The sequence below is a fragment of the Arthrobacter sp. Dra40 genome (assembly GCF_059091905.1).
This window is the reverse complement of sequence record NZ_JBNHHB010000013.1, coordinates 52,287-77,889: the sequence shown is the minus strand read 5'-3', so window position 1 is coordinate 77,889 and position 25,603 is coordinate 52,287. Positions and strand designations below refer to the sequence as shown.

Here is a 25,603-nt window from a genome sequence, read left to right as displayed (position 1 = left end):
TTCAGCGGGGAGTGACACCCAGCGGGCGTCCGGCCAGCCCGCGCGGGCGGGCAGCCAATTCCGCGGCAATCCGCCGCAGCTCGTCCGCGGCTACTCCCGCTCCGGCGTCGTCGACCCCGTCCAGGACGATCGGTCGTCCCGCGTCCCCGCCGGCACGCAGCGCCGGTTCCAGCGGGATGCTTCCCAGCAACGGTACCGGCGCCTCCAGCACCGCGGAGAGCCGCTCGGCGACCGCCCTGCCGCCGCCGGAGCCGAAGACCTCCATCTTCGACCCGTCCGGCAGGAGCAGCCAGGACATGTTTTCGATCACGCCGGCCACCTGCTGTCCGGTCTGTGCGGCAATGGCGCCGGCGCGTTCAGCCACTTCGGCGGCGGCGGTCTGCGGGGTGGTCACCACCAGGATTTGCGACGCCGGCAGCAGCTGAGCCACGGAGATGGCTACATCCCCGGTGCCCGGCGGCAGGTCCAGGAACAGCACGTCCAGGTCGCCGAAGTAGACGTCGGTCAGGAACTGCTCCAAGGCCCGGTGCAGCATGGGCCCGCGCCAGGCCACCGGCTTGTTGTTCGCGACGAACATGCCGATGGAAATAACCTTCACCCCGAACGCCACCGGCGGAAGGATCATCTCGTCCACTTGGGTCGGGGCTTGCGTGATGCCCAGCAGTCCGGGGACGGAGAACCCGTAGACGTCGGCGTCGACGATACCCACTCGTAGTCCTTGGGCGGCCATGGCGCAGGCGAGGTTGACGGTCACGCTGGATTTGCCGACGCCGCCCTTACCACTGGCCACGGCGTAGACGCGGGTGAGCGAGGAAGGATCGGCGAACGGGTTGCCGCGTTCGGAGCCGCGCAGCTGCGCCTTCAGCTCGCTGCGTTGCTGCGGCGTCATCACGTCCAGTTCCACCTGCACCGCGGATACTCCGGGAACCGAGGCCAGCGCCTTCTCGACGTCGGCGGTGATGGTGCCGCGCAGCGGGCAGCCCGCGATGGTGAGCAGCACGCCCACGGTGACCCGTCCGGCGTCGTCAATCCGGACGTCCTTGAGCATGCCCAGTTCCGCGATGGGCCGGCGAAGCTCCGGATCAATCACCGTCCCCAGCGCGCGCCTCACGGCTGCCGGGTCCGGCAGTTGGGATGTGTATGGATCAGCCATGGATCAGTACTCCTGGGCGCCGTTCTGGGCCTGCGGCAGCTTGGGCAGGGCAGCGGTGGCGTCGGAGGGCCGGCGCCGGCCGCGGCGGCGTTCGTCCCCGGACTCGTCCTCCAAGAGTTCCTCCAGTACCGAGCGCAGCTCGCTGCGGACAAAGTCCCGGGTGGCGACTTCGCGGATGGCGATGCGCAGTGCGGCCAGTTCGCGGGTCAGGTACTCGGTGTCGGCCAGATTGCGTTCGGCGCGCTGGCGGTCCTGCTGCAGCGAGACCTTGTCGCGGTCGTCCTGCCGGTTCTGCGCCAGCAGCAGCAGGGGAGCCGCATAGGAGGCCTGCAGCGAGAGCATCAGGGTCAGCGCGGTGAAGCCAAGCGCCGCGCTGTCGAACCGCAGCGAGTCGGGACCGAAGGTGTTCCAGGCCAGCCAGACCACGCAGAAGACGGACATCCACATGAGGAACTGCGGGGTGCCCATAAAGCGGGCAAAGTTCTCTGTGGCATGGCCGAAGGCATCCGGATTGGGCCGTAGCCGGGTCAGCAGGCGGGTACGTGTCTCGCGCGGGGTGTCGAGTCCGGCGACTTTGAGTTTGCGGTCTGTCTTCTCAGCCAACGCGTCCGCCTCCAATCACGCGGGAGTCGTCCTGCGCCCGCCAATCGTCGGGCAGTAGATGATCAAGCACATCGTCAACGGTCACGGCACCCACCAGCCGGCCGGCCCGGTTGACCACCGCCAGGGCGTTCAGGTTGTAGGTGGCCAAGGTGCGGGCCACGTCGCTGACGTCGGTCTGGTCCAGCACGGGTTCCAAGTCCGAGTCCACGATGTTGCCGAGCGCCTCCGGCGGCGGGAAGCGCAGCAACTGCTGGATATGGACCACGCCCAGGTACTTTCCGGTGGGTGTTTCCAGCGGCGGCCGGCAGACGAAAATGGCCGATGCCAGCGCCGGCGTGAGCTCTTCGCGGCGCACGTGGGCCAGCGCCTCGGCCACCGTTGCCTCCGGCGGCAGGATCACCGGCACCGGCGTCATCATCGAGCCGGCCGTGTTTTCCTCGTACTCCAGCAGTCGCCGGACGTCCTTTGCTTCTTCTGGCTCCATCAGCTGCAGCAGTTCTTCCTTCTGCTCCTCGGGCAGCTCGGCGAGCAGGTCCGCGGCGTCGTCCGGGTCCATTTCTTCAAGCACGACGGCGGCGCGCTCCGCGTCCAGCGACGTCAGGATCTGCACCTGGTCGTCATCCGGCAACTCCTGCAGGACATCAGCCAGGCGGTCGTCCTGCAGTTCGCTGGCGACTTCCAGCCGGCGCTTCTGCGTCATCTCGTGCAGCGCCTCGGCAAAGTCGGCGGGCTTCAGGTCCTCATGGCTGGCCACGAAGGTGGCGGCGGCCTGCGGTTCGTGGCGGGCGCCCTGAAAGGCCTCCTGCCAGTCCACAATCAGCGTTTCGTTGCGGCGCAGGCTGCGCAAGGGCGAGCTCGAGTACCCGCGCCGGACGAAGAGCTGGGACACATACCAGTCGCCGTCGCGGGACTGCTCCATGCCGATGTCCAAGATGGTGGCATCGCCGCTGCCGTCGGCCAGCGTGACCCGCCGGTCGAACATTTCGGCGACGACCAGGGTCTCGGCGCCGCGCTGTTCGAACCGGCGCAGGTTGACCAGCCCGGTGCAGATGATCTGCCCGGCGTTGATGGAGGTGACACGGGTCATCGGGACGAACACCCGTTTCTTGCCGGGGACCTCCACGACCAGACCGACGACCAGCGGTGGCTTGGCCGGGCCGTAGTCCAGGGCAACGGCGTCGCGCAGCCGACCCAGGCGGTCCCCGAGCGGGTCGAAGACATCCAGGCCCAGCAGCCGGGCGACGAAGACGCGGTTGGTTTTTGTGCTCACCCCTTTAGGCTACGTGCTAAGCCCCGAAATCCGGGATCCGGCAAACCTTGGGTGTGGGACTGGGTGTCGGGCTGGGGGCGGCGCCGCAGCGACTGTAACCGAGGCCAAAACCGGGCGTTGCGTTCACCTGAAGCGATACCCAGACCATCTGCCGCGTATATCAGGGACAATGAGGGTATGTCGATGCTTGGCCGCACAGATTCCCGGGACCTCAACCGTGCTCTTCCACAGGGCGAGTTGATCGGTAACTACCGGTCATACTTGGATGCCCAAAAAGTGGTGGACTACCTGGCGGACCAAGAGTTTCCCGTCCAGCACGTGAGCATCGTCGGCAATGACCTCAAGACCGTCGAGCGCGTCACCGGCAGGCTCAGCTACCCACGCGTGGCCCTCTCGGGGGCGGCCACCGGCGCGTGGTTTGGCCTGTTCGTCGGGCTGCTGTTGATGCTGTTCGGCGGCGGCGAGACCTATGTGCTACTGATCTCGTCGATGGCCATGGGCGCAGCCTTCTGGATGCTGTTCGGCATCATTTCCTACGCGCTGCAGCGCGGCAAGCGGGACTTCACCTCCACCAATCAGGTGATCGCCACCAGCTATGACGTGGTGGTGGCCACCGAGGTGGCGCAGGAGGCCCGCCGCCTGGCCGCGCAGTTGCCGATGGCCGGGACCGCGCGTCCCGGACAGCCGGGCAACCAGGCGCAGGCGCCCTTTGGCCAGCAACCTCCGGCCGGCTATGGCCAGCAGCCGCCCTTTGGCCAGCAGCCGCAGGCGCCGGAGCGGCCCGCCCAATGGGGCGACGATCCGTACCGTCAGGGCGCCCCGCTCCAGCAGCCCCAGCCCGGGCCGGCCGAGCCGGAAGAACAGCCCGCGCCCAGCCAGCCGGTGCGCGGACGCTACCCGGACCTGCCGGACGGCCGCCCGCAGTATGGAATTCGCGTGACGCCCGAGCCGCAGGCCGCCCAGGCGCAGCAGGTTGGACCGGGACAGCAGGCTGCCCCGACGCAGCAGGCGGGCCTGGCCGAGCCCGAAGGCAGCGGCCAGCAGGCCGGCGCGACACAGGCCGACGGGAGCCCGGAAGATCCGGAACGGAATGCCGGTTCCTCCGGCGGTGACGGCCGCTCCGGCACGTAGCTTTCCGGCCCGCACCAGCACCGGAACGCACAAGGGGTCCGCCGTGGCGAACGGCGGACCCCTTGTGCGTTTGTCTGGGTTCGGCCGCTGCCGGCCGGCCCGTCTACTCGCCGGACGTGCCGTAAATGCCGGCCATCCAGGACTCCACGTCCTCGGGCTTGCGCGGCAGGGCCGCAGACAGGCTCACCGGACCGTCGGCGGTCATCAGGATGTCATCCTCGATCCGCACGCCGATGCCGCGGTATTCGGCCGGCACGGCCAGATCTTCGTTCTTGAAGTACAGTCCGGGCTCGATAGTGAACACCATGCCCGGGGTGAGCACACCGTCCAGGTAGAGGTCGCGCTTCGCCTGGGCGCAGTCGTGGACATCCAGGCCCAGATGGTGGCTGGTGCCGTGCGGCATCCAGCGCCGGTGGTGCTGGCCTTCGGGGGAGAGGGCCTCGTCCAGCGGGACGGGCAGCAGGCCCCATTCATCCAGCCGCTCGGCGAGTACTGTCACCGCGGCGGTGTGGATGTCACGGAACTTGACGCCCGGCTGTGCGGCGGCAAAACCGGCATCGGCAGCGTCAAGGACCGCCTGGTAGACCTTGCGCTGAATGTCGGTGAACGTGCCGTTGACCGGCAGCGTGCGGGTCACGTCAGCGGTGTAGAGCGAGTCGGCCTCCACCCCGGCATCGAGCAGCAGCAGGTCACCCGCCTTGACCTGTCCGTTATTGCGGATCCAATGCAGGATGGTCGCGTTGTTTCCGCTGGCGGCGATGGTGTCGTAGCCCAGGTCATTGCCTTCTTCGCGCGCCCTGGCGAAAAAGGCGCCCTCCACCACGCGTTCGCCGCGCTCGTGCGTGAGCGCACGCGGCAGCACCTTGACCACCTCGTGGAAGCCGCTGACCGTGGCCGCCACCGCCTTCTTCATCTCCTCGACTTCCCACTCGTCCTTGAGCAGGCGCAGCTCGGACAGCGCCTCGGCGAGTATGCCGTCGAGCTGGTCGGACTCCTCCAGATCCACGCCGGTGTTGATCCGGGAGGTGTCCACCAGGGCGTCCACGTTCAGGTCGACTTCGCGTAGCAACCGGATTCGCATGCCGCCGACGTGGACCACGCCGGCGTCCTTGGTGATCGCTACTTCCAGCTCGCCCAGATCAGCGGTGGGCAGCCCCAGCCGCCGGTTCAGCTCTTCCAGCGTGGGCCGGGGTCCGATCCAAAACTCGCCGTAGCGGGCGTTCGCATAGAACTCGGCGGAATCGCGGCCGGACATCGGGCGGAAGTACAGCGTGGCACGGTGGTGGCCGCCGTCGTCGCCCGCTCCTGCCTCGGTGGGCTCCATGACCAGCACCGCGTCGGGTTCATGGTCCAAGCCCAAGCCGGTCAGGTGTGCGAAGCCCGAGTGCGGGCGGAAGCGGTAGTCGGTGTCATTGGAGCGGACCTTCAGGGGGCCGGCCGGAATGACAAGCCGCTCGCCTTGGAACTGATCGGACAGGGCGCGGCGGCGTCGCGCGGCATAGGGCGCCACGGCCTCCTGCTCGACGGCGGAGGAGTCGGCCGGTGCCCAGTGGCTGCCCATAAATTCCTTGAAGGCGTCCGATTCAGGGCGCTGGGAGCGGTTATTGACACGGTCTTCCAGCGGCTGCTCTCCGGCAGGCGGCTGCGAGGCGTTTTCGGTCTGGTAAGTACTCACCGGTCCATCGTCTCACCGGCCCAAGGTGCTGCCAACATCCGCCGTCCGCGGAGGTCCTGGCGTAAATTGGTCCTGTGATGATCGACCTGCACACGCATTCCACTGTTTCCGACGGCACCGAACCGCCGGCCGACGTAATGCGGGCCGCTGCAGCCGCCGGGCTTGACGTGGTCGCGCTCACGGACCACGACAGCACTGCCGGCTGGGAAGCGGCACAAAGCGCCGCGATCGCGGCGGGCATTGGTTTTGTCCCGGGCATGGAAGTCACCTGCCGCACGGTCGAGGGCATCAGCGTCCACGTCTTGTCCTACCTGCATGATCCAACCCATCCCGGCCTGCTCGCTGAAATCGGCAAGGCGCGCGAAGCCCGCATGACGCGCGCCGAACGCATGGTGGAGCTGCTCGCCGAAGACTTTCCGATCACGTGGTCCGAGGTCGCCACGCAGTTCGGCCACGGAGCCACGATCGGCAGGCCGCACATCGCCGACGCATTGGTGGCAGCCGGCGTCGTGTCCGACCGCAGCGAGGCCTTCGCGCAGATCCTCACCGCGCATTCGCGCTACTACGTGCCGCACTACGCCCCCGATCCGGCCACCGCCGTCGCCTTGGTGAGGGAGGCCGGGGGAGTGCCTGTCTTCGCGCATCCGGTGGCCAGCAGCCGGGGCCGGATAGTCGGCGATGTTGTCTTTGCCGAGATGATTGACGCAGGCCTGGCCGGCGTGGAGATCGACCACCGGGACAACCCGGAAGCGGGCCGGCAGAAGCTGCGCCAAATCGCCGCCCGGCATGATCTGCTGATCACCGGATCCAGTGACTACCACGGTGCTGGCAAGCCCAACCGGCTGGGCGAAAACACTACCGATGAGGCGGTGCTGGACCGCATACTGTCGATCGGCAGCGGCACAAAGGCATACCTGCCCGGGCGCCTCGCCCATTGAGTTGGATACGCGTTTGTTATGACCGTTTTTTGGCCCGGGACCCTGTACGTCATTTCCCGCGGCTTCACGGGCGGAGTCCCGCCGCGAGGGCCGCAGCATCATCTAGCTGCCCTCGGGGGAATCCTATTCCCCGAACGACGACGGGCCCGTGACCAGTTCTTGCAACTGGTCCCGGGCCCTGCTGTTCTTGAGGCTGCTCCGAAGACGTCCCGCTGCGCGACGGGCGGCCGGAAACTCGTCAGGAGGCCGGCAGCACTGCTGCCTCGCCGGCTCCGACGACGGCTGCCTCGCCTTCGTCGATAATCGTTGCGTGGTTGCCCAGCCGTTTGCGCATGACGTCGATGGCCTGCGGGTTCTGGTCCACGCAAACGAACCGCCGGTCCATGCGGGCTGCCACCGCGCCGAGGGTCCCCGAGCCGGCAAAGAAATCCAAGACCCAGTCGCCCGGCCGGCTGCTGGCGGCCACCATCCGGCGCAGCAAACCTTCCGGCTTCTGCGTGGGATAACCGGTTTTCTCCCGGCCAGTAGGGGAGACGATGGTGTGCCACCAGACATCGGTGGGCAGCTTGCCGCGTGCGGCCTTCTCCGCCGTCACCAGGCCCGGTGCCATGTAGGGCTCGCGGTCCACTTCGGTGTTATCGAAATGGTAGGCCTTGGGGTTCTTCACATAGACGAGGATGTTGTCGTGCTTGGCCGGCCAGCGATTGCGCGCACGAGCGCCGTAGTCGTAAGCCCAAATGATCTCGTTCAGGAAGCTCTCACGGCCGAACAGGATGTCCAGCAGTACCTTGGCATAATGCACCTCGCGGTAGTCCAGATGCAGATACAGCGTGCCGTCGTCGGCCAGCAGCCGCCAGGCTTCGGACAAACGCGGCTCGAGGAATGACCAGTAATCGTCGAAGGCGTCGTCATAGCTGGCGAGCGTGCCTTTGACCGTCTGGTAGGACCTTCCCTTGAACCCGATGCGGTCACCTTCGCCGTCGGCGCTGCGGACCATCGAGGTCTGCTGCCGGCGCTGAACCCGCCCAGTATTGAAGGGCGGGTCCAGATAGATCATGGTAAAAGCGCCGTCGGGCAGCGTGGGCAGGAAGTCGGCGTTGTCCGCCCTGACTACCAGCGAGCTGCCGTCCTGCGTCCACTGGGCGTCGGCCACTATTCCCCGCTGGCGCCGTCGGTGCCCTGCTTGGCCGCCTCATTGACGACCTCGCCGTTGCGGCGGCGGGTGCGCGAGCGCTTCCGCCGCGGCGTCTCGGCGGAGGCGCTAACCGAGCTCTCGGCTGGTGCTTCCTCGCCGCTGCGGCGCTGGCGGCGGTTGCCCGAGTCGGGCCGGCCCTGCGGACCGCCCTGGTGCGCGCCGGTGCGGCGGGATCCGCTGCGTCCGCCGTCCTGCCGCTGGCCGCCGGAACGCGACGGGCGCTTTCCGGTCTCACCGAGGTCCTCGAGCTTTTCAGCGTCGATGCCGGCGAGCTTGCGCTGGCTGCGCGGCAACCTGCCCTTGGTCCCCTCGGGGATGTTCAGGTCAGAGTACAGGTGCGGCGACGAGGAGTAGGTTTCCTGCGGTTCCGGAACGTCCAGACCCAGGGCCTTGTTAATGAGGCCCCAGCGGGGCATATCGTCCCAGTCCACAAAAGTGACGGCGGTGCCCTTATTGCCGGCGCGGCCGGTGCGGCCCACCCGGTGCAGGTAGGTCTTCTCGTCTTCGGGGCACTGGTAGTTGATGACGTGCGTGACGTCCTCCACGTCGATGCCGCGGGCGGCAACATCGGTGGCGACCAATACGTCCACCTTGTTGTTGCGGAAGGCGCGCAGCGCCTGTTCGCGGGCGCCCTGGCCAAGGTCGCCGTGGATGGCGCCGGCGGCGAATCCGCGGTCCACCAGTTCCTCGGACAGCTTGGCGGCGGTGCGCTTGGTCTTGGTGAAGATGATGGTCCGGCCGCGGCCTTCGGCCTGCAGAATGCGGGCCACCACCTCGGACTTGTCCAGGTTGTGTGCACGGTAGACAACCTGGCGGATGTCCTTCTTGGTGATGCCCTCGTCGTCCGGGTCGGCGGCACGGATGTGCGTCGGCTGCGTCATGTACCGCCGGGCCATGGCAATGACGGGTCCCGGCATGGTGGCGGAGAAGAGCATGGTCTGGCGAACGGCCGGCGTAGCGGCCAGCAGGGTCTCGACGTCCGGCAGGAAGCCCAGGTCCAGCATTTCGTCGGCTTCGTCCAGCACCACAATGCGGACGTTCTTCAGGCTCAGAAACTTCTGCCGGTGCAGATCGATCAGCCGGCCCGGGGTGCCGACCACGACCTCCACGCCCTTCTGCAGCATCTCGACCTGCGGCTCATAGGCGCGGCCGCCGTAAATGACGGCGACGCGCGCATTGCGCTGCTTGGAAGCAGTGGTGAGGTCGTTGCTGACCTGGACCGCCAGCTCGCGCGTCGGCACTATGATCAGGGCCTGCGGCGCACCGGGAACCGGAAGCTTGTCGTAGCCGTCGTCATCCGGCCCCACGACCCGTTGCAGCGCCGGGATGCCGAAGCCCAGGGTCTTGCCGGTACCGGTCTTGGCCTGGCCGATGATGTCGTGGCCGCCCAGGGCTACCGGCAGGGTCATGGCCTGGATCGGGAAGGGGTGGGTGATGCCGGCGTCGAAAAGCGAACGCACAATGTCCGCGCGGACATTGAAATCGGCGAAGGTCTGTTTGGGTAGCTCGTGCGGGCGTTCGTCCGAGGCCAGCGAGGCCTCCACGGCGAGTTCTTCGGCGCTGTTGTCAGCGTGGATGAGCTGTTCGCCGCCCACTTGGATGTTGTCAGTGTTCAATTACATACCGTTCATTCAGGCGCCGACGCCGCCGGTGCTCGACGGTCCTGCCACGGATGATGGCGGGAGCGGAACAAAGCGGAAGCGTGGCGCAACCAGTGGAAGCCGATCGCGGGCTAACAACTGCTTTCCTCGCCGGCCTAAATGGCAACCAAGGAGGTTAAAGATCGCGTAGGGGCTGATCTGTTGATGGATTCAATTCACTCAATCAACGACCGGGCATCCAGTACTACACGATTAAGTCTACCGGTGCGGGGCAAACCGGGCTTTTCGGCGCACCGAGGGGACGCTATCCATCGGTCAGTTCGAAGCGAAGGCGCCGTTCTTCAATGTCCGCCACGGACAACCGGACGCGCACGGTGGCCCCTGCCTCCAGTACCCCCGAGCAACGGGCGGTGACAGGCGGATCGCTCAGCTGCACCACGCCGTACGGCTCCTGGCCGCCATTGCCCTGCCCGTTGCCATTTCCGTTGCCTTTGCCCCGGCCCGCCACCACGACTTTCCCGTTTCCTGTGCCGCTGCGGTTGCCCTGGCCTCCGTTTGCGCTGCCGTTTGAATTGCCGCTGCCGTTGCCGTTTCCGTTACCCGGATTGCGGGTACCGGTAATGACGACGGCGTCGAACTCCTCGCCCACCCGGTGGCTGAGCAGCGCGGTCTCCACCGCATCCAAGGCGGCACGGTCCACCCGCCCCGCCAGTTGGTCGGAGGCCGCCATCAGCTTGGGTAATTCGTCCAGCGCGTCCCGTGCCCACTGCGGCACAGCTTCACCGGCGCACAGGGCATGGCAGATCACCAGCACAAACCGGTCTACCAGCCGGCGCAGCGGAGCGGTGGTGTGTGCGTAGGGGGCGGCTATGGCTGCCTGGAGCTGCTCGGCGGGCAATTCGCCGTCGAACGGCGTGTAGCCGGCGCCGCGGAACAGAGCCGTGGCCGCATGCATCAGGGCCAGCTGCTGAGGATCCGTGGTGTCCAGGCTGCGAAGGTAGTCACCGTAGGGCACGTCCTGCGGCCACGGAAAGCCCAGCGCCTCGGTCTGCCGGCGGTACTGGGCTTCGGCCTCGGCATCGGGGCCGGGCATCGTGCGAAGGATGCCGATCCTGCCCTCCAGCATGATCTGTGCCGCGGCCATCCCGGTCATCAACGAGATCTGCGCATTCCAGTCCTCCACCGGCAGCGGGGGTTTGGTAACAATAAAGTAGTGTCGGCCGTCGTGGGCGATCTCTTGGTCCGGAACATTAAGGCTGGCGCCGCCTCGCTCACGTTCCAGCTCTACCCGCTTGAGGCCCACTTCCTTCAACAGCAAGAGGGTGGGCGCCGCGTCGCCTGACTCGATGTCCTGCTGCACCTGCTCATAGTTCAGCTTGGCCCGGGAACGCACTTTTGCGCGCTCCACCGTGGCAGCGGTGACGCGGGCACCGGCGTCGAGCTCAAACCGCCACACATAGGCCGGCCGCACTTGGTCCGCCAGCAACGACCCGGCCTGTTCGCCGATGACGTCCGGATGCAGCGGTATCCGCCCATCCGGGGCGTAAATGGTCTGACCGCGCCGCCGCGTTTCGGCATCCAGCTCCCCACCGGCCGCCACGAACGACGGAACGTCGGCGATCGCATACCAGACCGTGTAGCCGCCGTCGCGGGACTCGATGTACATCGCCTGGTCCAGATCGGTAGACGACGGCGGGTCGATGGTGACGAACTCCAGCGACGTCAGATCGGTCTCCGGCAGTTGGTGGGCGGCAACGGCGGCCTGCGCTTCGGCGAGTGCGCCCGCGTCGAAATCCTGCGGCAGGTCGAACTCTGTCCGCAGGTCGTTGAGCACCCGGGCCAGCAGATGCTGGGACTCATTGACTTTCGAATCCAAATGCGGGGACGGCACAGGGTTAGCCTAACGTCAGCCGCGTCGAATTGGGACGCTACCCTTGAATTCATGAGCACCGAGAGCACCGTGCCCGCGGCGGCCGGAGAGGACTCCGACCGCCGCCGGCAGTTCCTGATCGATCTGTACGGCGTCATGGCCTACGGCGAATTGTCCGCCTTCGAGCGGTTTTCTTCCGACGCACGATTTTCGCCCACGTTGCACGACCGAGCTGCGGTGGGGCGGCTTGCCGTGACCGAGTTTGAGCACTTCGAGGCGGTGGCCGCCCAGTTGGAGCAACTCGGTGTTGACGTAGAGACTGCGATGGCTCCGTTCCAGCCCTCCATCGACGCTTTCCATGACCGGACGCGGCCAGCCGACTGGTACGAATCCCTGATGAAGGCCTACGTCACCGACGGCGTGTTGGGCGACTTCTACCTGCACATCGCCGGAGCGCTCGACAGCGAGACGCAGAAGCTGGTGGCCCGGATCAAGGAAAACACCGAACAGATTTCCATGATCGCAGCGCGCCTCAAGCAGGTGCTGGCCGACGACCCGCGGCTGTCCTCGCGACTGGCGTTGTGGGGGCGCCGACTGGTGGGCGAGGCGCTGACCCAAGCCCAGCGGATCGGGATTGAGCGTGCCGTCCTGAGCGAGCTGATGCGTGGACAGGACCCGGACCGGCAGGCCCAGGCCACCGAAGAGCTGTTCGCCCAGCTGACCCGGAACCACTCCCGGCGGATGAACGATCTGGGCCTGACGGCGTGAACGGGACCCTATAAAGCTGGCGGGATCGCCGGTAGGCTGACGGTGGCCGCTTTCGAATGGCGCGCTGACTTTCGCCGCGGAGCCGGGCGGCCGGACCCAGCCGTGCAGCAGACCGGGAGGACATCGTGGGACGTGCCAAGGACGTACTGAGCAGCGAAGAGATCGACCGGCAGCTCCTCGGGCTGCCGCAGTGGCGCTATGCGGGCGGGGCGCTGGTCAGCGTGTTCACGCTGGACAACGGGCGCGAGGCGCTGAATTTCATTGCCGCCGTGGGCGACCTCGCCGAGGAGCAGCAGCACCATCCGGACTTGGACTGGCGGTACAACAAGGTCTTCCTTCGGTTCACCTCGCACGACGCCGATGCCGAAGTCACCACGCGCGACGTGTCCGCGGCGGCAGCCGTCAGCGTGCTGGCGCAGAAGCTTTCCGCCGACGCGGACCCGGACGCTTACAGGGGGTAGCCCGACTCAGCCCAGCAGGGCGGTCAGGCGCTCGGTGTCCCGCTGCACGCGGCGGCGGCCAATCAGCCAGGCGCCGGTCCACGCCGCGGGGATGGATACCGCCATGGGCAGCAGCCATGACAGGTAATGCAGGCCAGGCTCGGACGCCAGGCCTGCGGCCATCAGGATGAACCAGAGCAGCACCGCCGCCGCCACCGCTATGCCGGGCAGCAACAGCACCCCGTAGGCGTGCCGGCGTGAATCCACGGCCCACGCCGTGAATCCGACGGCGGCGGCTACCAGCAGCAGCAGGACCAGCGGGACCATGGCGCTTAGAGCGCGCCGAAACCGACGGGGCGGGGACCTTCGGCGCCGATCTCAACGTAAGCCAGGACATTGGACGGAATGATGACCAGGCGGCCCTTGGAATCGGTCAGGCGCAGTTCGGCACCGCCGTTCATGGCCCGGCTGGCAATCTCGGCCACTTCGTCCGGCGACTGCGCCGAATCGAGCACGATTTCGCGGCCGACGTTCTGCATGCCGATCTTGACTTCCACGCTGATGCCTCCTGCTTGAATGCTGTGTGCGGGTAGGTTCCCTACTGGCGAATCTATCCTAGGGTTCCTTCGGGAAGCGTGAAATTCCGCGCCAAGCTAAACGGTAGATCAGTTCGCTGGCGGCGTCTTGGTCCAGATCGCCTCCGGCACGCAGCCAATGCCGTGCACTGATCTGCGCCATACCGGCCAGGGCGCGGCCCAGGAGCGTCGCCTCGACCTCGGACAGCTTGGTGTCCTCGGCGATGACATCGGCGATGGCGCTGGCCAGCCTCGCGTTGAAGTCCTCCAGCCGGGAGCTGACATCTGGATCGTTGTTCAGGTCGGACTCAAAGACCAACCGGTGTGCCTGGCTGTCCTGGGCGATGAACTGGTAGTAGGCCCGGATGGTGGCGTACACGCGCAGCTTGTTGTCCGTGGTCGAGTTCAGCGCGGCCATCAACATGGCGTTCAGCGATTCCAAATGGTGATCCAGCAAAGCCAGGTACAGCTCCCGCTTGCCCGGAAAGTGCTGGTAGAGCACCGGCTTGCTCACGTGTGCGGCGTCGGCGATCTCGTCCATCGCCGCGGCGTGGTAGCCGTTGGCCACGAACACCTCGTGTGCCGCCTGCAGCAACTGGCGCCGCCGTTCCTCCCGGGGAAGTCGGGTGGGTCGGGCAGCGGGGCGGGGTTCTGTTGTCACGGCGGTACACGGCCTCTTCCGGCGCTCGGTCAGTAAACCAGCGCCACAATGCAGTAGGTGTCAGTCCCGACCAGTTTACGCACCAGTAACCGTCCAGCGGCGTAGATTGGAACAATGACCACCCAGGAAACCGGGCCGCTGCCGCCGCTGGTGGAGCCGGCCGCTGCGCTCAGCAAGGACGAGACCGAACGGTACTCGCGGCATTTGATCATTCCGGAAGTAGGCATGGTCGGCCAGCTGCGGTTGAAGAACGCCAAGGTGCTGGTGATCGGCGCCGGCGGCCTGGGCTCACCGGCCATGCTGTATCTGGCGGCAGCCGGGGTGGGCCGCATTGGAATTGTGGACGACGACGACGTGGAAGTCAGCAACCTGCAGCGCCAGGTCATCCACGGCGTGGCTGACCTGGGGCGCAGCAAGGCGGCCTCGGCCCGGGACAGCATTCTGGCGCTGAACCCCGGCGTGGACGTGGTGCTGCACGAGGTCCGGCTAAATTCGGGCAACGCGCTGGAAATCTTCGCCGGTTACGACCTGATCCTGGACGGTACGGACAACTTCGCCACCCGGTATCTGGTCAACGACGCCGCCGCACTGCTGGGCAAGCCCTACGTGTGGGGTTCCATCCTCAGGTTCGACGGACAGGTCAGTGTCTTCTGGGACGCCTTCGGTCCGAACTACCGCGATCTCTACCCGGAGGCGCCCCCGCCCGGGTCGGTGCCGTCGTGCGCCGAGGGCGGCGTGCTGGGTGTGCTGTGCGCGCAGATCGGCTCCGTGATGGTGAACGAAGCGATCAAGCTGATTACCGGGATCGGCCAGACGCTGCTGGGCCGCGTGCTGATCTTCAACGCCCTCCAGATGAGCTGGCGCGAGCTGAAGGTGCGCAAGGACCCGGACGCCGAGCCAATCACCCGGCTGGTCGACTACGAAGCCTTTTGCGGGGTGGCGCCGGTGCGTGAAGTGGACGGCGACCACGCCGTGGACGCCCGCACCCTGTCCCGCATGCTCGCCGACCGCGACGCCGGCAAACGGGATTTCCAGCTGATCGACGTCCGCGAGCCCGGCGAGTACGAGGTGGTCAGCATTCCCGGTGCGGTGATGATCCCGAAGGGCCGGATCCTGTCCGGCGAGGCCCTCGATGACCTGCCGCGGGGGCAGGACCTGGTCTTCCACTGCAAGTCGGGCGTCCGCTCATCCGAGGTGCTGGAGAGCCTGCTGGCGCAGGGCTATACCCGGGTGTCCCACCTGGACGGAGGAATCCTGGCCTGGGTCAGGGACGTGGAACCAGCCAAGCCGGTGTACTGAGGCCACGCCTGCCGATATCAGGCAACGCCGCTGTCCCGCGGCGGCGAATCAGGCGGTGGCTGCGTCGTCGTCGTGCACCACTGCCACCGGACAGGACGCGGCATCCGCGGCTGCCGGCAGCGCCGGCTCCTCCACCGTGATGCCGTACAGCGCTTCCAGCGCGGCAATGTAGCGGTCCTGCTCGCCGTTGGCGGCAAGCTCGCGCGCCCGCACGGTGGGCAGGTGCAGCAGCTGCTTGACCATGCGGCGCATGGCGAATTCGACTTCCTGGGCCGGGCCGGTGCAGCCGTGTTGCGAGCGAACCTTGTCCAGTTCGCTCTCCAGCACCTGCATGGTGTGTTTGCGCAGCGCCACGATGGCCGAGTCCACGCTGCGCGCCTGCTGGCTGGCTTCGAAGCTGCGGGCCGCGGTGGCTACGATTTCCGCAGCCTGCTGGACCGATTCCGCCTGCTCCTCGGGCGCGGCCATGCGCACAGATTCCAGCGTGATCAGTTCCACGCCCTCGAGGCGACCAACGGCAGGGTCGAAGTCGTGGCTCAGAGCCAGGTCGATGATGGTCAGCGGCTTCTCGACGCCGGTGCGCATGCGGGCCACCCGGTCCGCGCTGACCTGGTTGTCGCCGCCGCTGCATCCGATGACCACGTCGGCGGCGGCGATGGCCGGGCCCAACGCGGCATGCGTCAAAGGCGCCCCGCCACGGGTTTCGGTGAAGGTTTCGGCACGTCCGGACGAGGAATAGACGCTGATCTGGGTGCAGCCGCGTTCACGCAGCAGCGCCATGGTGGCTCCGGCGTAGGCGCCGGTTCCGAAGAGCACAACCCGCTTGCCCGACCAGTCCTTGTCTGCCGCCAGATCCGTGGCCAGGTCGAGGGCGACGGAAACGATCGAGAGCCCGCGGCCACCGAGGGCGGTCTGCGTGCCGACGTCCTTGGCCGTGCGGGACGCGGTCTGGAACAGGCGGACCAGCCCGCCACTGGCCGTGCCCTTCTCCTGTGCTTCGATCAGCGCCCGGCGCACCTGGCCGGCCACCTCGCGTTCGCCCACGACGGCCGAATCAAGGCCTGCCCCGACGGCGAACAAGTGCCGGGCAACGTCCTCGCCGGTATTCAGGTCGAAGGAATCGGCAACCAGTGATTCGTCCAGACCCGAGCTACGGCTGATCTGTTCGATGAGGGCGGCGCGGGCGGATTCCAGATCGGATTCGTTCTCGGCCTCGCAGTAAACTTCCACCCGGTTGCAGGTGGCCAGGACAACTGCGCCGGAGACCGGGGACCCGTCTGCGAGCACGCTTGTATCGATCCGGGAGGTGCCGGCGCTTAGGCGGGCCACCGTTTCCAGATCGACCTTGGAATGGGTTGCAACGAGTGAAAGTAAGACCACAGCGCCTCTATCTTAGCGGGAAGGAAGCCTCAGCTCATTCAAGCTTCGCCCATTAACCCTGAGTTAACCTGCAGTCTGCGGCTCCGACGCCGGTGATATTGCCCACTCCAGCCTGCGGGAAGCCGAACGGTGGGCCGGCTGCCCGTTCCTCCAGTTGGCCAGAAGTGTGGCCACTGGATGAGAATCTATGTCATGACACTGAATGCTTCCCATCCCTTGGTGGACGGGCGTACCGCTGACTCCGACCTGATCACCGCCTACCGCGGCGGCAAGCCCGGCCGCCGTCCCGTCTGGTTCATGCGGCAGGCCGGGCGGTCGCTGCCCGAATACCGGGAAGCACGCCAGGGCATCGCCATGCTCGATTCCTGCCTGAAACCGGAGCTGGCCGCCGAGATCACGCTGCAGCCGGTGCGGCGCCACGACGTGGACGCCGGAATCTTCTTCTCCGACATCGTCATCCCGCTGAAGCTGGCCGGGGTGGATGTGGACATTGTTCCCGGCGTCGGACCCGTTCTGGCTGCCCCGGTCCGCACCGCCGCCGACGTCGCGGCGTTGCCGAAGCTGACGGATGAGGCGCTGGAACCGATCCGTGAAGCGGTCCGGCTGACCGTGGCGGAGCTCGGCAAGAAGCCGCTGATCGGTTTCGCCGGCGCACCGTTTACGCTCGCGGCGTACATGGTGGAGGGCCGGCCGTCCCGTGACCACCTGGGCCCCCGCACCATGATGCATTCGGACCCGGAGACCTGGAACGCGCTGGCCGGTTGGGCCGCCGACGCTTCCGGCAAGTTCCTGCGCGCCCAGCTGGAAGCGGGAGCCAGCGCCGGGCAGCTGTTTGACTCCTGGGCTGGTTCGCTGTCCCTCGCGGACTACCGGCGGCGGGTGGCACCGGCGTCGACCCGTGCCCTTGACCATGTCCGCGACCTGGGCGTCCCGTTGGTCCACTTCGGCACCGGCACCTCCGAGCTGCTCGTCGCCATGCGCGATGTTGGTGCCGATGTGATCGGCGTTGACTACCGGCTGCCGCTGGACGAGGCGAACCGACGGTTGGGCGGCCGAACGCCGCTGCAGGGCAACATCGATCCGGCGTTGCTGTCGGCACCGTGGGATGTCCTTGAGGCCCATGTCCGCGATGTGCTGGCCGCCGGCAGTGCCGCTCCCGGCCACGTGGTCAATCTGGGCCACGGCGTGCCGCCGGAGACCGATCCGGCGGTGCTGACCCGCGTGGTCGAACTGATCCACTCGGTGGCCCCGTAACCATGCAGCACCCCGCCCCGCAGCACGCATCCGGCCGCCCCGAACGGAAGGCCGGGCGCAAGCCCAAGCCGAGCACCGCCGTCGTCATCGGTGGCGGAATAGCCGGTCTGGTCTCCGCGCGCGAGCTGGCCCTGGCCGGCGTCGAGGTGACGGTCCTGGAGCGCAGCCCCAGGTTCGGCGGCTGCGTGACGCGGCACGAAGTAGGCGGGCTGACGCTCGACGCCGGTGCCGAGTCGTTCGCCACCCGTTCCAGCGTGGTCTCCGAACTCGTCGCCGAACTGGGGCTGGGCGCGGAGCTGGTGCAGCCGAACCCCGCCGGTGCCTGGATCCAGCTGCCGGACGGCGCGCAGCGGCTGCCCAAGACCGGTGTGCTCGGCATTCCGGCGGACCTCTCCGATCCGGACGTGGTGCGCGCGATCGGCCGCCGGGCCGCGCTGCGCGCTTCCGGTGACAAGGTCATGCCGCTGGGATCGTTGCTGCGCCGCGAGCAGCTGAGCCTGGGCGAACTGGTGCGCGCCCGGATGGGCGATGCCGTGCTCCAGAAACTGGTGGCGCCGGTGGTGGGCGGAGTGTATTCGGCGGATCCGGATGTGCTGGAGGTGGATTCGGTGATGCCGGGGCTGCGCGCCTCGGTGGCCTCGCACGGTTCGCTGACTGCCGCGGTGCGTGCCATCCGCAAGGCCGCCCCGGCCGGCTCCAACGTGGCCGGCATTGCCGGGGGAATGGGGCGGCTGACCGAGGCGCTGTTGGCGGACCTGAAGACCCGCCATGTTTCGCTGCACGCCGGGGGGGCGGCCACCGCCGTCACGAAGCACGACGACGGGTGGCTGGTGGAGTCTGCGGCGGGCACCTTTACTGCCGACGCGGTGATGATGGCCGCCGACGGCGGTGCCGCTGTCCGCCTGCTGGCCGGCACGGTACCCGGCCTGGCCGGACTGGAACCCCAAGCGGGGCCCTCGGTGGCGCTGGTGACCCTGGTAGTGGACCTGCCGGAGCTGGATGCGATGCCCCGCGGCACCGGCCTGCTGGTGGCGCCGTCGGTGCTAAACATCAAGGCGAAGGCGCTGACCCATGCCACCGCCAAGTGGCCGTGGCTGGCGGACGAAGCCGGTCCGGGCAGCCACGTACTGCGGTTGTCCTATGGGCGCGCGGTGGGGCAGCAGGGCGCAGAGGACTTCACTGGCTGGAAAGACGACGAGCTCTACCGGCAGGCGCTGGCGGATGCCACCTCGTTAATGGGCGTGGGGGTCGGCGACGACGACGTGGTGGGTTGGAAGGTGGTGCGTTGGATCGGTGCGCTGCCCTCCGCAACGGTGGGGCACCGCGACCGTGTGGCGGCGGTACGCCGCGAACTGGCTGCCCATACCGGGGTGGACGTGACCGGCGCCTGGCTCGCCGGCACCGGTTTGGTGGCGGTGGTGGGCGACGCACGCCGCCGTGCGCGGGAGCTTGCCGCCCGGCTGCAACCCGCAGCTTGATCTTCTACAATGTGTAGAAGCAAAGTTTTCGATTAATTACGATGCAGAAGGCAGACTGGTAAGCATGAGCGAATCGGCAAAGTCAGAGTCAGCAACCACCGTCATCGGAGGCACCGACGAGGAGCTGTTCTACACCCTCTGGACGGTTTTCAAGCGCACCGGTGCGCCGGCAGAACCGTCCGCTGTGGCAGCGTTCGATGAAACGGTTGCAGAACTGGCCGGCCGCAACGTCACGCTGCGCGGCGCCTACGATGTTTCCGCCATGCGCGAGGACGCCGACGTGATGATCTGGCTGCACGGCCCGCAGCCGGACGAGCTCCAGGCCGCCGTGCGCGCCATCCGCCGGACCGGGCTGTTCGCCGCCACCGAGCTGGTCTGGTCCGCCATGGGTGTCCACCGCGACGCCGAATTCAGCAAAAACCATGCGCCGGCCTTCTCTCTCGGCAAGGAACCGGAAGCCTGGCTCTGCGTCTACCCGTTCGTGCGCTCCTACGAGTGGTACCTGCTGCCCGCCGAGGAGCGCGGCAAGATGCTGCGGGACCACGGCATGATGGGCCGTGAGTTCCCGCAGGTGCTCGCCAACACCGTTGCATCGTTCGCGCTGGGGGACTGGGAATGGATCCTGGGCCTGGAAGCTCCCGAGCTGATCGACCTGGTGGACCTGATGCGCCACCTGCGCTACACGGACGCCCGCAACCACGTGCGCGAAGAGATCCCGTTCTACACCGGCAAGCGCATCAGCACTGCCGAAATCGCCGAGGTGCTGCGGTGAGCCAGCCAGCCGAACACTCCTTCGACCCGCAGGCGGGCGTGGCTCCCGACGGGACCATGCAGCCGAAGAACTATGACGCCCTGCTGCTGGCCTCCTTCGGCGGGCCCGAGGGCCAGGACGACGTCATTCCGTTCCTGCGCAACGTCACCAGCGGCCGCGGCATCCCCGATGAACGGCTCGAGGAAGTCGCCACCCATTACCGGGCCAACGGCGGCATCAGCCCGATCAACGCTCAGAACCGTGCGCTGAAGTCCGCCCTGGAAGCAGAACTGGCCCGCCGCGGGATCAACCTGCCGGTGCTCTGGGGAAACCGGAACTGGGACCCCTACATCACCGACGTTTTCAAGGAAGCGTACGACGCCGGCCACCGCCGCGTGCTGGCCGTGAGCACCAGCGCCTACGCCGGCTACTCCAGCTGCCGGCAGTACCGCGAGGACTTCGGCATGGCACTGGTGGAGACCGGGCTGGCCGGGAAGCTGGAAGTGGATAAGGTCCGCCAGTACTTCGACCACCCGGGCTTCGTGGAGCCGTTCGTGGACGGACTGGCCGAGGGACTGAACCGGGTCCATGCCGACCTGGCTGCGCAGGGGGCAGCGGACGCGCCGGTCCACATCCTGTTCGCCACCCATTCCATTCCGGTCGGGGACGCCGAGAACGCCGGCCCGCGCGGCGTGGAGTACGAGGGCGGCAGCGCCTACGTAGCGCAGCATCTGGCCACCGCCCGCGCGGTACTGGACCGGGTACCGGAAGCCGCCGGTGTCGATTGGTCGCTGGTCTACCAGTCCCGCTCCGGCGCACCGCACGTGCCGTGGCTGGAACCGGACATCAACGACGCGATCGAAGAACTGCCGGCGCAAGGCGTGAAGGGCGTGGTGATCGTCCCGCTGGGCTTTGTCAGCGACCACATGGAGGTGGTCTGGGACCTGGACACCGAGGCACTGGAAACCTGCCGCAACCTCGGCCTGGCCGCAGCCCGCATCCCCACGCCCGGCGTGCACCAAAAATTCGTCGAGGGCCTGGTGGACCTGGTCTGCGAACGGACGCTGGACCAGCACCAGGCGGAGCGTCCCGCACTGACCCCGCTAGGTCCGTGGATGGATGTCTGCATGCCCGGCTGCTGCGCCAACCGCCGCGGCGAGAAGCCGACCGTCGCGGGCATGGATTCGACCGTCGGGGTGACGCAGGTATGACCGTGACCGTCCGCGTGGGCACCCGCGCCAGCGCCCTGGCCGTCACCCAGACCACCACCGTGGCCGAGGCCCTGGCCGCCGGGGGAGCGCTGCAGTACGAACTGGTCCGCATCAAGACCGAGGGCGACGTGCTCAAGGGACCGCTGGCCCAAATCGGCGGCACCGGTGTGTTCACCGCCGCCCTGCGCGAGGCCCTGCTGGACGATCGCTGCGACGTGGCCGTTCATTCGCTCAAGGACCTGCCCACCGGCGTGGCGGAGGGCCTGCAGATCGCCGCCATTCCGGTGCGGGTGGACGTCCGGGACGCGTTGTGCGCCCGCGACGGGCTGACCCTTGCCGAACTGCCGGCCGGGGCCAAAGTGGGCACGGGCTCGCCGCGCCGGGCAGCCCAGTTGCGCGCCGCCCGCCCCGATCTGGACGTCGTGGATATCCGCGGCAACGTGGACACCCGGCTGGGACGGGTCAAGGGGCTGACCGGTGAAGCGATGATCGAAGGAAAGCACGCCGATCTTGACGCCGTCGTGCTCGCCGCCGCCGGCCTGGCCCGGCTGGGCCGCACCCAGCATGTAACGGAACTGCTGGATCCGTCTGTCATGCTGCCCGCTCCTGGCCAGGGCGCACTGGCTGTTGAATGCAGGGTGGCCGACGCGGCGGCCGGGACGGCGTTGGCCGGCGCGCTGGCTGACTACGACGACGCGGAAAGCCGCTTGGCCGTGACCGCCGAACGCTCGCTGTTGGCCCGGTTGGAAGCAGGCTGCAGCGCGCCAGTGGGGGCGCTGGCACGGGTCGACGCCGGCACCCTGGTGCTGCGGGCCGTGGTTTGCAGCCCCGACGGCAGCCGGCTGTTGCACGGTGAGCAGCAGGTGCAGGCCGCCGGTGCCGAAGATGCTGTGGCGCTGGGTGCCCGACTAGCTGAAGAGCTGCTCGGGCAGGGCGCCGGCGACTTGATGAGCCAGGCTGGCCACTGACCATGGCGTTGCTGCGGCAGCGCGGGGCGCCGGAGAACCAGCTCCAGGGGCTGCGGGTGGTGCTGCCGCGCACCCCTGATCGGGCAGCCGGGATGGCCGCCGAACTGCGCAGGCGGGGCGCGTCGGCCAGCGTCATGCCCCTGATCGATTTCGAGCGGACCGACAGGCCCGCCGAACTGGACGAAGCCCTCACCCTGCTGGCCCAGCGCAAGGTGGACTGGCTGGTGATCACCAGCATCACCACGGTGCGGGCGCTGAAGGCCTGCGCGCTGGACCGCGGAACCAGCCTGGCAGCCCTGGCCGGCGACACCAAAGTTGCCGCCGTCGGCACGCCAAGCGCCAAGGCGCTTGAGGCGGAGGGGCTCTCGGTGGACTTGGTTCCGCCCGGGAGCATGGACGCCGTCGGCCTGGTGGCAGCCTGGCCGCTTCCGCCCGAAGGAGCGAACCGCTCGACGGAGCGGATGATGGTGTTGCTGCCGCAGGCGGACATCGCCGCCCCCACGGTGTTCGAAGGCTTGATGGCCAAAGGCTGGCAGGTGCTGCCCGTAACCGCCTACCGGACGGTGGATTATCCCGCCCGGCCGGAGCTCCGGCTGACGGCCGCGCTGGAGATCGCCTCGAGTGAGCGCGCCGATGGCCTGGAAGTCATCACGGCCGCCGATTTCCGCAGCCGCGCGCTCGACGGCGGCATTGACGCCGTCGTCCTGACCTCGCCCAGCGTGACCCGGCGGTTGGCCGGTCTTCTCGACCCCCGGCCGGCCGGACTCCGGCTGATCGCCATCGGCAACAGTTCGGCACGGCAGGCCGCCGAACTGGGGCTGGAGATCGCGGCCACGGCTGCCGAACCAACGCCGTCGGGCATCGCCGACGCGCTCGCACAAACCCTGGAGCGCCAGCCCACCGAAACGGAAGGAACGCCATGAGCTTCCCCAACCACCGGCCCCGTCGACTGCGGGCCACCGAAGCGATCCGCCGGATGACGGCGGAGGTCCGGACCCACCCGAACCAGTTGATCCTGCCGGCGTTCATCCGCGAAGGCATCAGCGAGCCGGTGCCGCTGCAGTCCATGCCGGGCGTGGTCCAGCACACCGCGGATTCGCTCAAGCGGGCGGCCGCCGAGGCCGTGGAACTGGGGCTCGGCGGGATCATGCTCTTCGGCGTTCCCGCAGTGCGCGATGCCACCGGCAGCGCCGGGGTGGATCCCAACGGCGTCCTGAACCGCGCCATTGCCGATGTGAAGGCCGAGGTCGGCAACGACCTGGTGGTGATGGGCGACGTGTGCCTCGACGAGTTCACCGACCACGGGCACTGCGGCGTCCTGGCACCCGACGGCACGGTGGACAACGACGCCACGCTGCCGATCTACGCGGAGATGGCAGTGGTCCAGGCGGCGGCGGGAGCCGACGTGCTGGGTCCCTCCGGCATGATGGACGGCCAGGTGGCAGTGATCCGCCAGGCGTTGGACGAGGCCGGCTACCAGGACGCCTCCATCCTTGCCTACGCCGCCAAATATGCCTCGGCCTTCTACGGGCCGTTCCGCGAAGCGGTGGATTCGCAGCTCACCGGAGACCGGCGGACCTACCAGATGGATGCCGCCAACCGGCGCGAAGCCATCCGGGAAGTGGAACTGGACCTGGCCGAGGGCGCCGACATGATCATGGTCAAACCGGCCATGAGCTACCTGGACGTCCTCTCCGATGTGGCGGAAATGTCCCCGGTGCCGGTCGCTGCCTACCAGATCTCCGGCGAGTACGCGATGATCGAGGCGGCCGCGGCCAACGGCTGGATCGACCGCAGGGCCGCCATCCTGGAGTCGGTCCTCGGCATCCGCCGCGCCGGTGCCGACATGGTGCTGACCTACTGGGCCCCGGAACTGGCCCGCTGGCTGAAGTAACACCTGAACTCCCTGCCTCTGCGGGCACCACCCTGCCCGCAGCGGACAAAAAGCTGTGCCGAAAGGAACCATGACCATGACTGAAGCCTCCCGCTCCGAGGAACTCTTCGAACGAGCCCGCCAACTGATGCCCGGCGGCGTGAACTCCCCGGTGCGGGCCTTCGGCTCAGTCGGCGGCACCCCGCGCATGATGGTCAGCGGCAAGGGCGCCTACCTCACCGACGCCGATGGCCGCGAGTACGTGGACCTGGTCTGCTCGTGGGGACCGGCCCTGCTGGGCCACGCCCACCCGGCCGTGCTGGAGGCTGTGCATTCCGCGGTGGACCGCGGCCTGTCCTTCGGGGCCTCCACGCCGGCCGAGTCCGAGCTGGCCGCCCTGGTCGTCGGCCGGGTCTCCGCCGTCGAGCGCCTGCGGATGGTCTCCACCGGTACGGAAGCGACCATGACTGCGGTGCGTCTTGCCCGCGGCTACACCGGGCGCAACCTGATTGTGAAGTTCGCCGGCTGCTACCACGGCCATCTGGACGGGCTCCTGGCCGCCGCGGGTTCCGGCGTGGCCACGCTGGCGCTGCCCGGTTCGGCCGGTGTCACCGAGGCGACCGCCGCCGAGACGCTGGTGCTGCCGTACAACGACATCACCGCCGTGGAAGAGGTCTTCGCCACCCGCGGCAGCCAGATCGCCGCGGTCATCACCGAGGCGGCACCCGCCAACATGGGCGTGGTCACCCCCGGCGACGGCTTCAACGCGGCCCTGTCCCGGATCACCCGCGAACACGGTGCGCTGCTGATTTTGGACGAGGTGCTCACCGGTTTCCGCACCGGCTATGCCGGCTACTGGGGGCTGACCGGGGGAGCGGCCGGTGCGGCCGATCCGTTCGTGCCCGACCTGCTGACCTTCGGCAAGGTCATCGGCGGCGGCATGCCCGTGGCTGCCTTGGGCGGCCGCGCGGAGGTCATGGACTACCTGGCGCCGGTGGGCCCGGTCTACCAAGCCGGCACCCTCTCCGGCAACCCGATTGCCATGGCTGCCGGCGTCGCGACGCTCACTGCCGCAACGCCGGACGTCTACGCGGCCATCGACTCCCGCTCCCGCGAACTGCAGGCCGCGCTGTCCGCCGCTTTGTCCGAGGCCGGCGTGGACCACAGCATCCAGACCGCGGGAAACCTGTTCAGCGTGGCCTTCGGCACGTCGGCGAACGGCGTGCGCAACTACGCCGACGCGCAGGCCCAGGAGGCCTTCCGCTACGCTCCGTTCTTCCACGCGATGCTCGACGCCGGCGTCTACCTGCCGCCGTCGGTCTTCGAAGCCTGGTTCCTTTCCGCCGCGCATGACGACGCCGCGATGGACAAGATTTTTGCCGCCCTCCCGGTGGCCGCGCGGGCCGCCGCGGCGGCCACAGCAACGGCCTGACCCACTGGCCGAGCCCGGCGCCGAACAGTGCCGGGCGGCCTCCGACGCGCCCCGGGCTGGCCACAGGCATGGCAGAC

24 protein-coding genes are annotated in these 25,603 nt (G+C 68.0%); 13 read left to right on the top strand and 11 right to left on the bottom strand.

Annotated elements, in window-relative coordinates; all coding sequences use genetic code 11:
- Position 1: 1 nt before the first annotated feature.
- The 3 genes from AC5RWT_RS09040 to AC5RWT_RS09030 are packed head-to-tail and all read right to left on the bottom strand — an operon-like array spanning position 2 to position 3,026.
- The gene (locus tag AC5RWT_RS09040) at positions 2-1,153 is read right to left on the bottom strand and encodes an Mrp/NBP35 family ATP-binding protein (RefSeq protein ID WP_494079974.1); all 1,152 of its coding nucleotides are present in this window, start codon (positions 1,151-1,153) and stop codon (positions 2-4) included.
- Positions 1,154-1,156: 3 nt separating this feature from the next.
- Positions 1,157-1,756 (bottom strand): DUF1003 domain-containing protein, encoded by a 600-nt coding sequence (locus AC5RWT_RS09035; RefSeq protein WP_494045515.1) that lies wholly within the window; start codon positions 1,754-1,756, stop codon positions 1,157-1,159.
- Positions 1,749-3,026, bottom strand: coding sequence for a magnesium transporter MgtE N-terminal domain-containing protein (locus tag AC5RWT_RS09030; RefSeq protein WP_494079973.1), 1,278 nt, complete (start codon positions 3,024-3,026; stop codon positions 1,749-1,751). The genes AC5RWT_RS09035 and AC5RWT_RS09030 overlap by 8 nt, the downstream gene beginning before the upstream one ends.
- Positions 3,027-3,203: 177 nt before the next feature.
- On the opposite strand from AC5RWT_RS09030, the gene AC5RWT_RS09025 reads away from it, so the two are divergent.
- The gene (locus tag AC5RWT_RS09025; protein WP_494079972.1) at positions 3,204-4,157 is read left to right on the top strand and encodes a YflT domain-containing protein; all 954 of its coding nucleotides are present in this window, start codon (positions 3,204-3,206) and stop codon (positions 4,155-4,157) included.
- A gap of 103 nt (positions 4,158-4,260) precedes the next feature.
- Here AC5RWT_RS09025 and AC5RWT_RS09020 read toward each other — a convergent pair whose 3' ends face one another.
- Positions 4,261-5,832 carry an aminopeptidase P family protein gene (locus AC5RWT_RS09020; RefSeq protein ID WP_494045518.1) on the bottom strand — a complete coding sequence of 524 codons (1,572 nt, stop codon included), beginning with the start codon at positions 5,830-5,832 and terminating at the stop codon, positions 4,261-4,263.
- 74 nt (positions 5,833-5,906) lie between these two features.
- Between AC5RWT_RS09020 and AC5RWT_RS09015 the strand changes: the two genes are divergently transcribed.
- Positions 5,907-6,770 (top strand): PHP domain-containing protein, encoded by an 864-nt coding sequence (locus tag AC5RWT_RS09015; protein WP_494045519.1) that lies wholly within the window; start codon positions 5,907-5,909, stop codon positions 6,768-6,770.
- Positions 6,771-7,008: 238 nt separating this feature from the next.
- Here the strand turns inward: AC5RWT_RS09015 and AC5RWT_RS09010 are convergent, their stop codons facing one another.
- The 3 genes from AC5RWT_RS09010 to AC5RWT_RS09000 form a co-directional block, all read right to left on the bottom strand.
- A complete protein-coding gene (locus AC5RWT_RS09010; protein WP_494045520.1) occupies positions 7,009-7,923 on the bottom strand; it encodes a DNA-methyltransferase in 915 nt (304 codons plus the stop codon).
- Positions 7,923-9,542, bottom strand: coding sequence for a DEAD/DEAH box helicase (locus tag AC5RWT_RS09005; RefSeq protein ID WP_494079984.1), 1,620 nt, complete (start codon positions 9,540-9,542; stop codon positions 7,923-7,925). The genes AC5RWT_RS09010 and AC5RWT_RS09005 overlap by 1 nt, the downstream gene beginning before the upstream one ends.
- Positions 9,543-9,870: 328 nt before the next feature.
- The gene (locus tag AC5RWT_RS09000) at positions 9,871-11,457 is read right to left on the bottom strand and encodes an RNB domain-containing ribonuclease (RefSeq protein WP_494079971.1); all 1,587 of its coding nucleotides are present in this window, start codon (positions 11,455-11,457) and stop codon (positions 9,871-9,873) included.
- 51 nt (positions 11,458-11,508) lie between these two features.
- Between AC5RWT_RS09000 and AC5RWT_RS08995 the strand changes: the two genes are divergently transcribed.
- Positions 11,509-12,204 carry a ferritin-like fold-containing protein gene (locus AC5RWT_RS08995; RefSeq protein ID WP_494079970.1) on the top strand — a complete coding sequence of 232 codons (696 nt, stop codon included), beginning with the start codon at positions 11,509-11,511 and terminating at the stop codon, positions 12,202-12,204.
- A 125-nt stretch (positions 12,205-12,329) separates the two neighbouring features.
- On the top strand, positions 12,330-12,665 hold the full coding sequence (locus AC5RWT_RS08990; RefSeq protein WP_494045523.1) for a 4a-hydroxytetrahydrobiopterin dehydratase: 336 nt from the start codon (positions 12,330-12,332) through the stop codon (positions 12,663-12,665).
- 6 nt (positions 12,666-12,671) lie between these two features.
- On the opposite strand, the gene AC5RWT_RS08985 is transcribed toward AC5RWT_RS08990, so the two are convergent.
- Genes AC5RWT_RS08985 through AC5RWT_RS08975 form a run of 3 tightly spaced genes read right to left on the bottom strand, consistent with a single transcriptional unit; the run spans position 12,672 to position 13,880 of the window.
- Positions 12,672-12,971, bottom strand: coding sequence for a hypothetical protein (locus AC5RWT_RS08985; protein WP_494079969.1), 300 nt, complete (start codon positions 12,969-12,971; stop codon positions 12,672-12,674).
- A 5-nt stretch (positions 12,972-12,976) separates the two neighbouring features.
- A complete protein-coding gene (locus tag AC5RWT_RS08980; protein ID WP_494045525.1) occupies positions 12,977-13,201 on the bottom strand; it encodes a DUF3107 domain-containing protein in 225 nt (74 codons plus the stop codon).
- A gap of 58 nt (positions 13,202-13,259) precedes the next feature.
- Positions 13,260-13,880 (bottom strand): TetR/AcrR family transcriptional regulator, encoded by a 621-nt coding sequence (locus tag AC5RWT_RS08975; RefSeq protein ID WP_494079968.1) that lies wholly within the window; start codon positions 13,878-13,880, stop codon positions 13,260-13,262.
- Between the two features lie 114 nt (positions 13,881-13,994).
- Between AC5RWT_RS08975 and moeB the strand changes: the two genes are divergently transcribed.
- A complete protein-coding gene (gene moeB, locus AC5RWT_RS08970; RefSeq protein ID WP_494079967.1) occupies positions 13,995-15,179 on the top strand; it encodes a molybdopterin-synthase adenylyltransferase MoeB in 1,185 nt (394 codons plus the stop codon).
- Between the two features lie 48 nt (positions 15,180-15,227).
- Here moeB and AC5RWT_RS08965 read toward each other — a convergent pair whose 3' ends face one another.
- Positions 15,228-16,559, bottom strand: a complete 1,332-nt coding sequence (locus AC5RWT_RS08965; RefSeq protein WP_494079966.1) for a glutamyl-tRNA reductase — start codon at positions 16,557-16,559, stop codon at positions 15,228-15,230.
- A gap of 192 nt (positions 16,560-16,751) precedes the next feature.
- Between AC5RWT_RS08965 and hemE the strand changes: the two genes are divergently transcribed.
- The 8 genes from hemE (at position 16,752) to hemL (ending at position 25,526) form a co-directional block, all read left to right on the top strand.
- Entirely contained in the window at positions 16,752-17,813 is a 1,062-nt protein-coding gene (gene hemE, locus AC5RWT_RS08960; RefSeq protein ID WP_494045529.1) for a uroporphyrinogen decarboxylase, read from the top strand.
- A gap of 2 nt (positions 17,814-17,815) precedes the next feature.
- Positions 17,816-19,291 (top strand): protoporphyrinogen oxidase, encoded by a 1,476-nt coding sequence (gene hemG, locus AC5RWT_RS08955; protein WP_494079965.1) that lies wholly within the window; start codon positions 17,816-17,818, stop codon positions 19,289-19,291.
- Between the two features lie 64 nt (positions 19,292-19,355).
- Positions 19,356-20,063 (top strand): hydrogen peroxide-dependent heme synthase, encoded by a 708-nt coding sequence (hemQ, locus tag AC5RWT_RS08950; protein ID WP_494045531.1) that lies wholly within the window; start codon positions 19,356-19,358, stop codon positions 20,061-20,063.
- A 56-nt stretch (positions 20,064-20,119) separates the two neighbouring features.
- Positions 20,120-21,253, top strand: a complete 1,134-nt coding sequence (locus AC5RWT_RS08945) for a ferrochelatase (RefSeq protein WP_494045852.1) — start codon at positions 20,120-20,122, stop codon at positions 21,251-21,253.
- A 2-nt stretch (positions 21,254-21,255) separates the two neighbouring features.
- Positions 21,256-22,221, top strand: coding sequence for a hydroxymethylbilane synthase (hemC, locus tag AC5RWT_RS08940; protein WP_494045853.1), 966 nt, complete (start codon positions 21,256-21,258; stop codon positions 22,219-22,221).
- A 2-nt stretch (positions 22,222-22,223) separates the two neighbouring features.
- Positions 22,224-23,144, top strand: coding sequence for a uroporphyrinogen-III synthase (locus AC5RWT_RS08935; RefSeq protein ID WP_494079964.1), 921 nt, complete (start codon positions 22,224-22,226; stop codon positions 23,142-23,144).
- Positions 23,141-24,115, top strand: a complete 975-nt coding sequence (gene hemB / locus AC5RWT_RS08930; protein ID WP_494045533.1) for a porphobilinogen synthase — start codon at positions 23,141-23,143, stop codon at positions 24,113-24,115. Before AC5RWT_RS08935 ends, hemB begins: the two co-directional genes overlap by 4 nt.
- Before the next feature lie 76 nt (positions 24,116-24,191).
- On the top strand, positions 24,192-25,526 hold the full coding sequence (gene hemL, locus AC5RWT_RS08925) for a glutamate-1-semialdehyde 2,1-aminomutase (RefSeq protein ID WP_494079963.1): 1,335 nt from the start codon (positions 24,192-24,194) through the stop codon (positions 25,524-25,526).
- Positions 25,527-25,603: the final 77 nt, after the last annotated feature.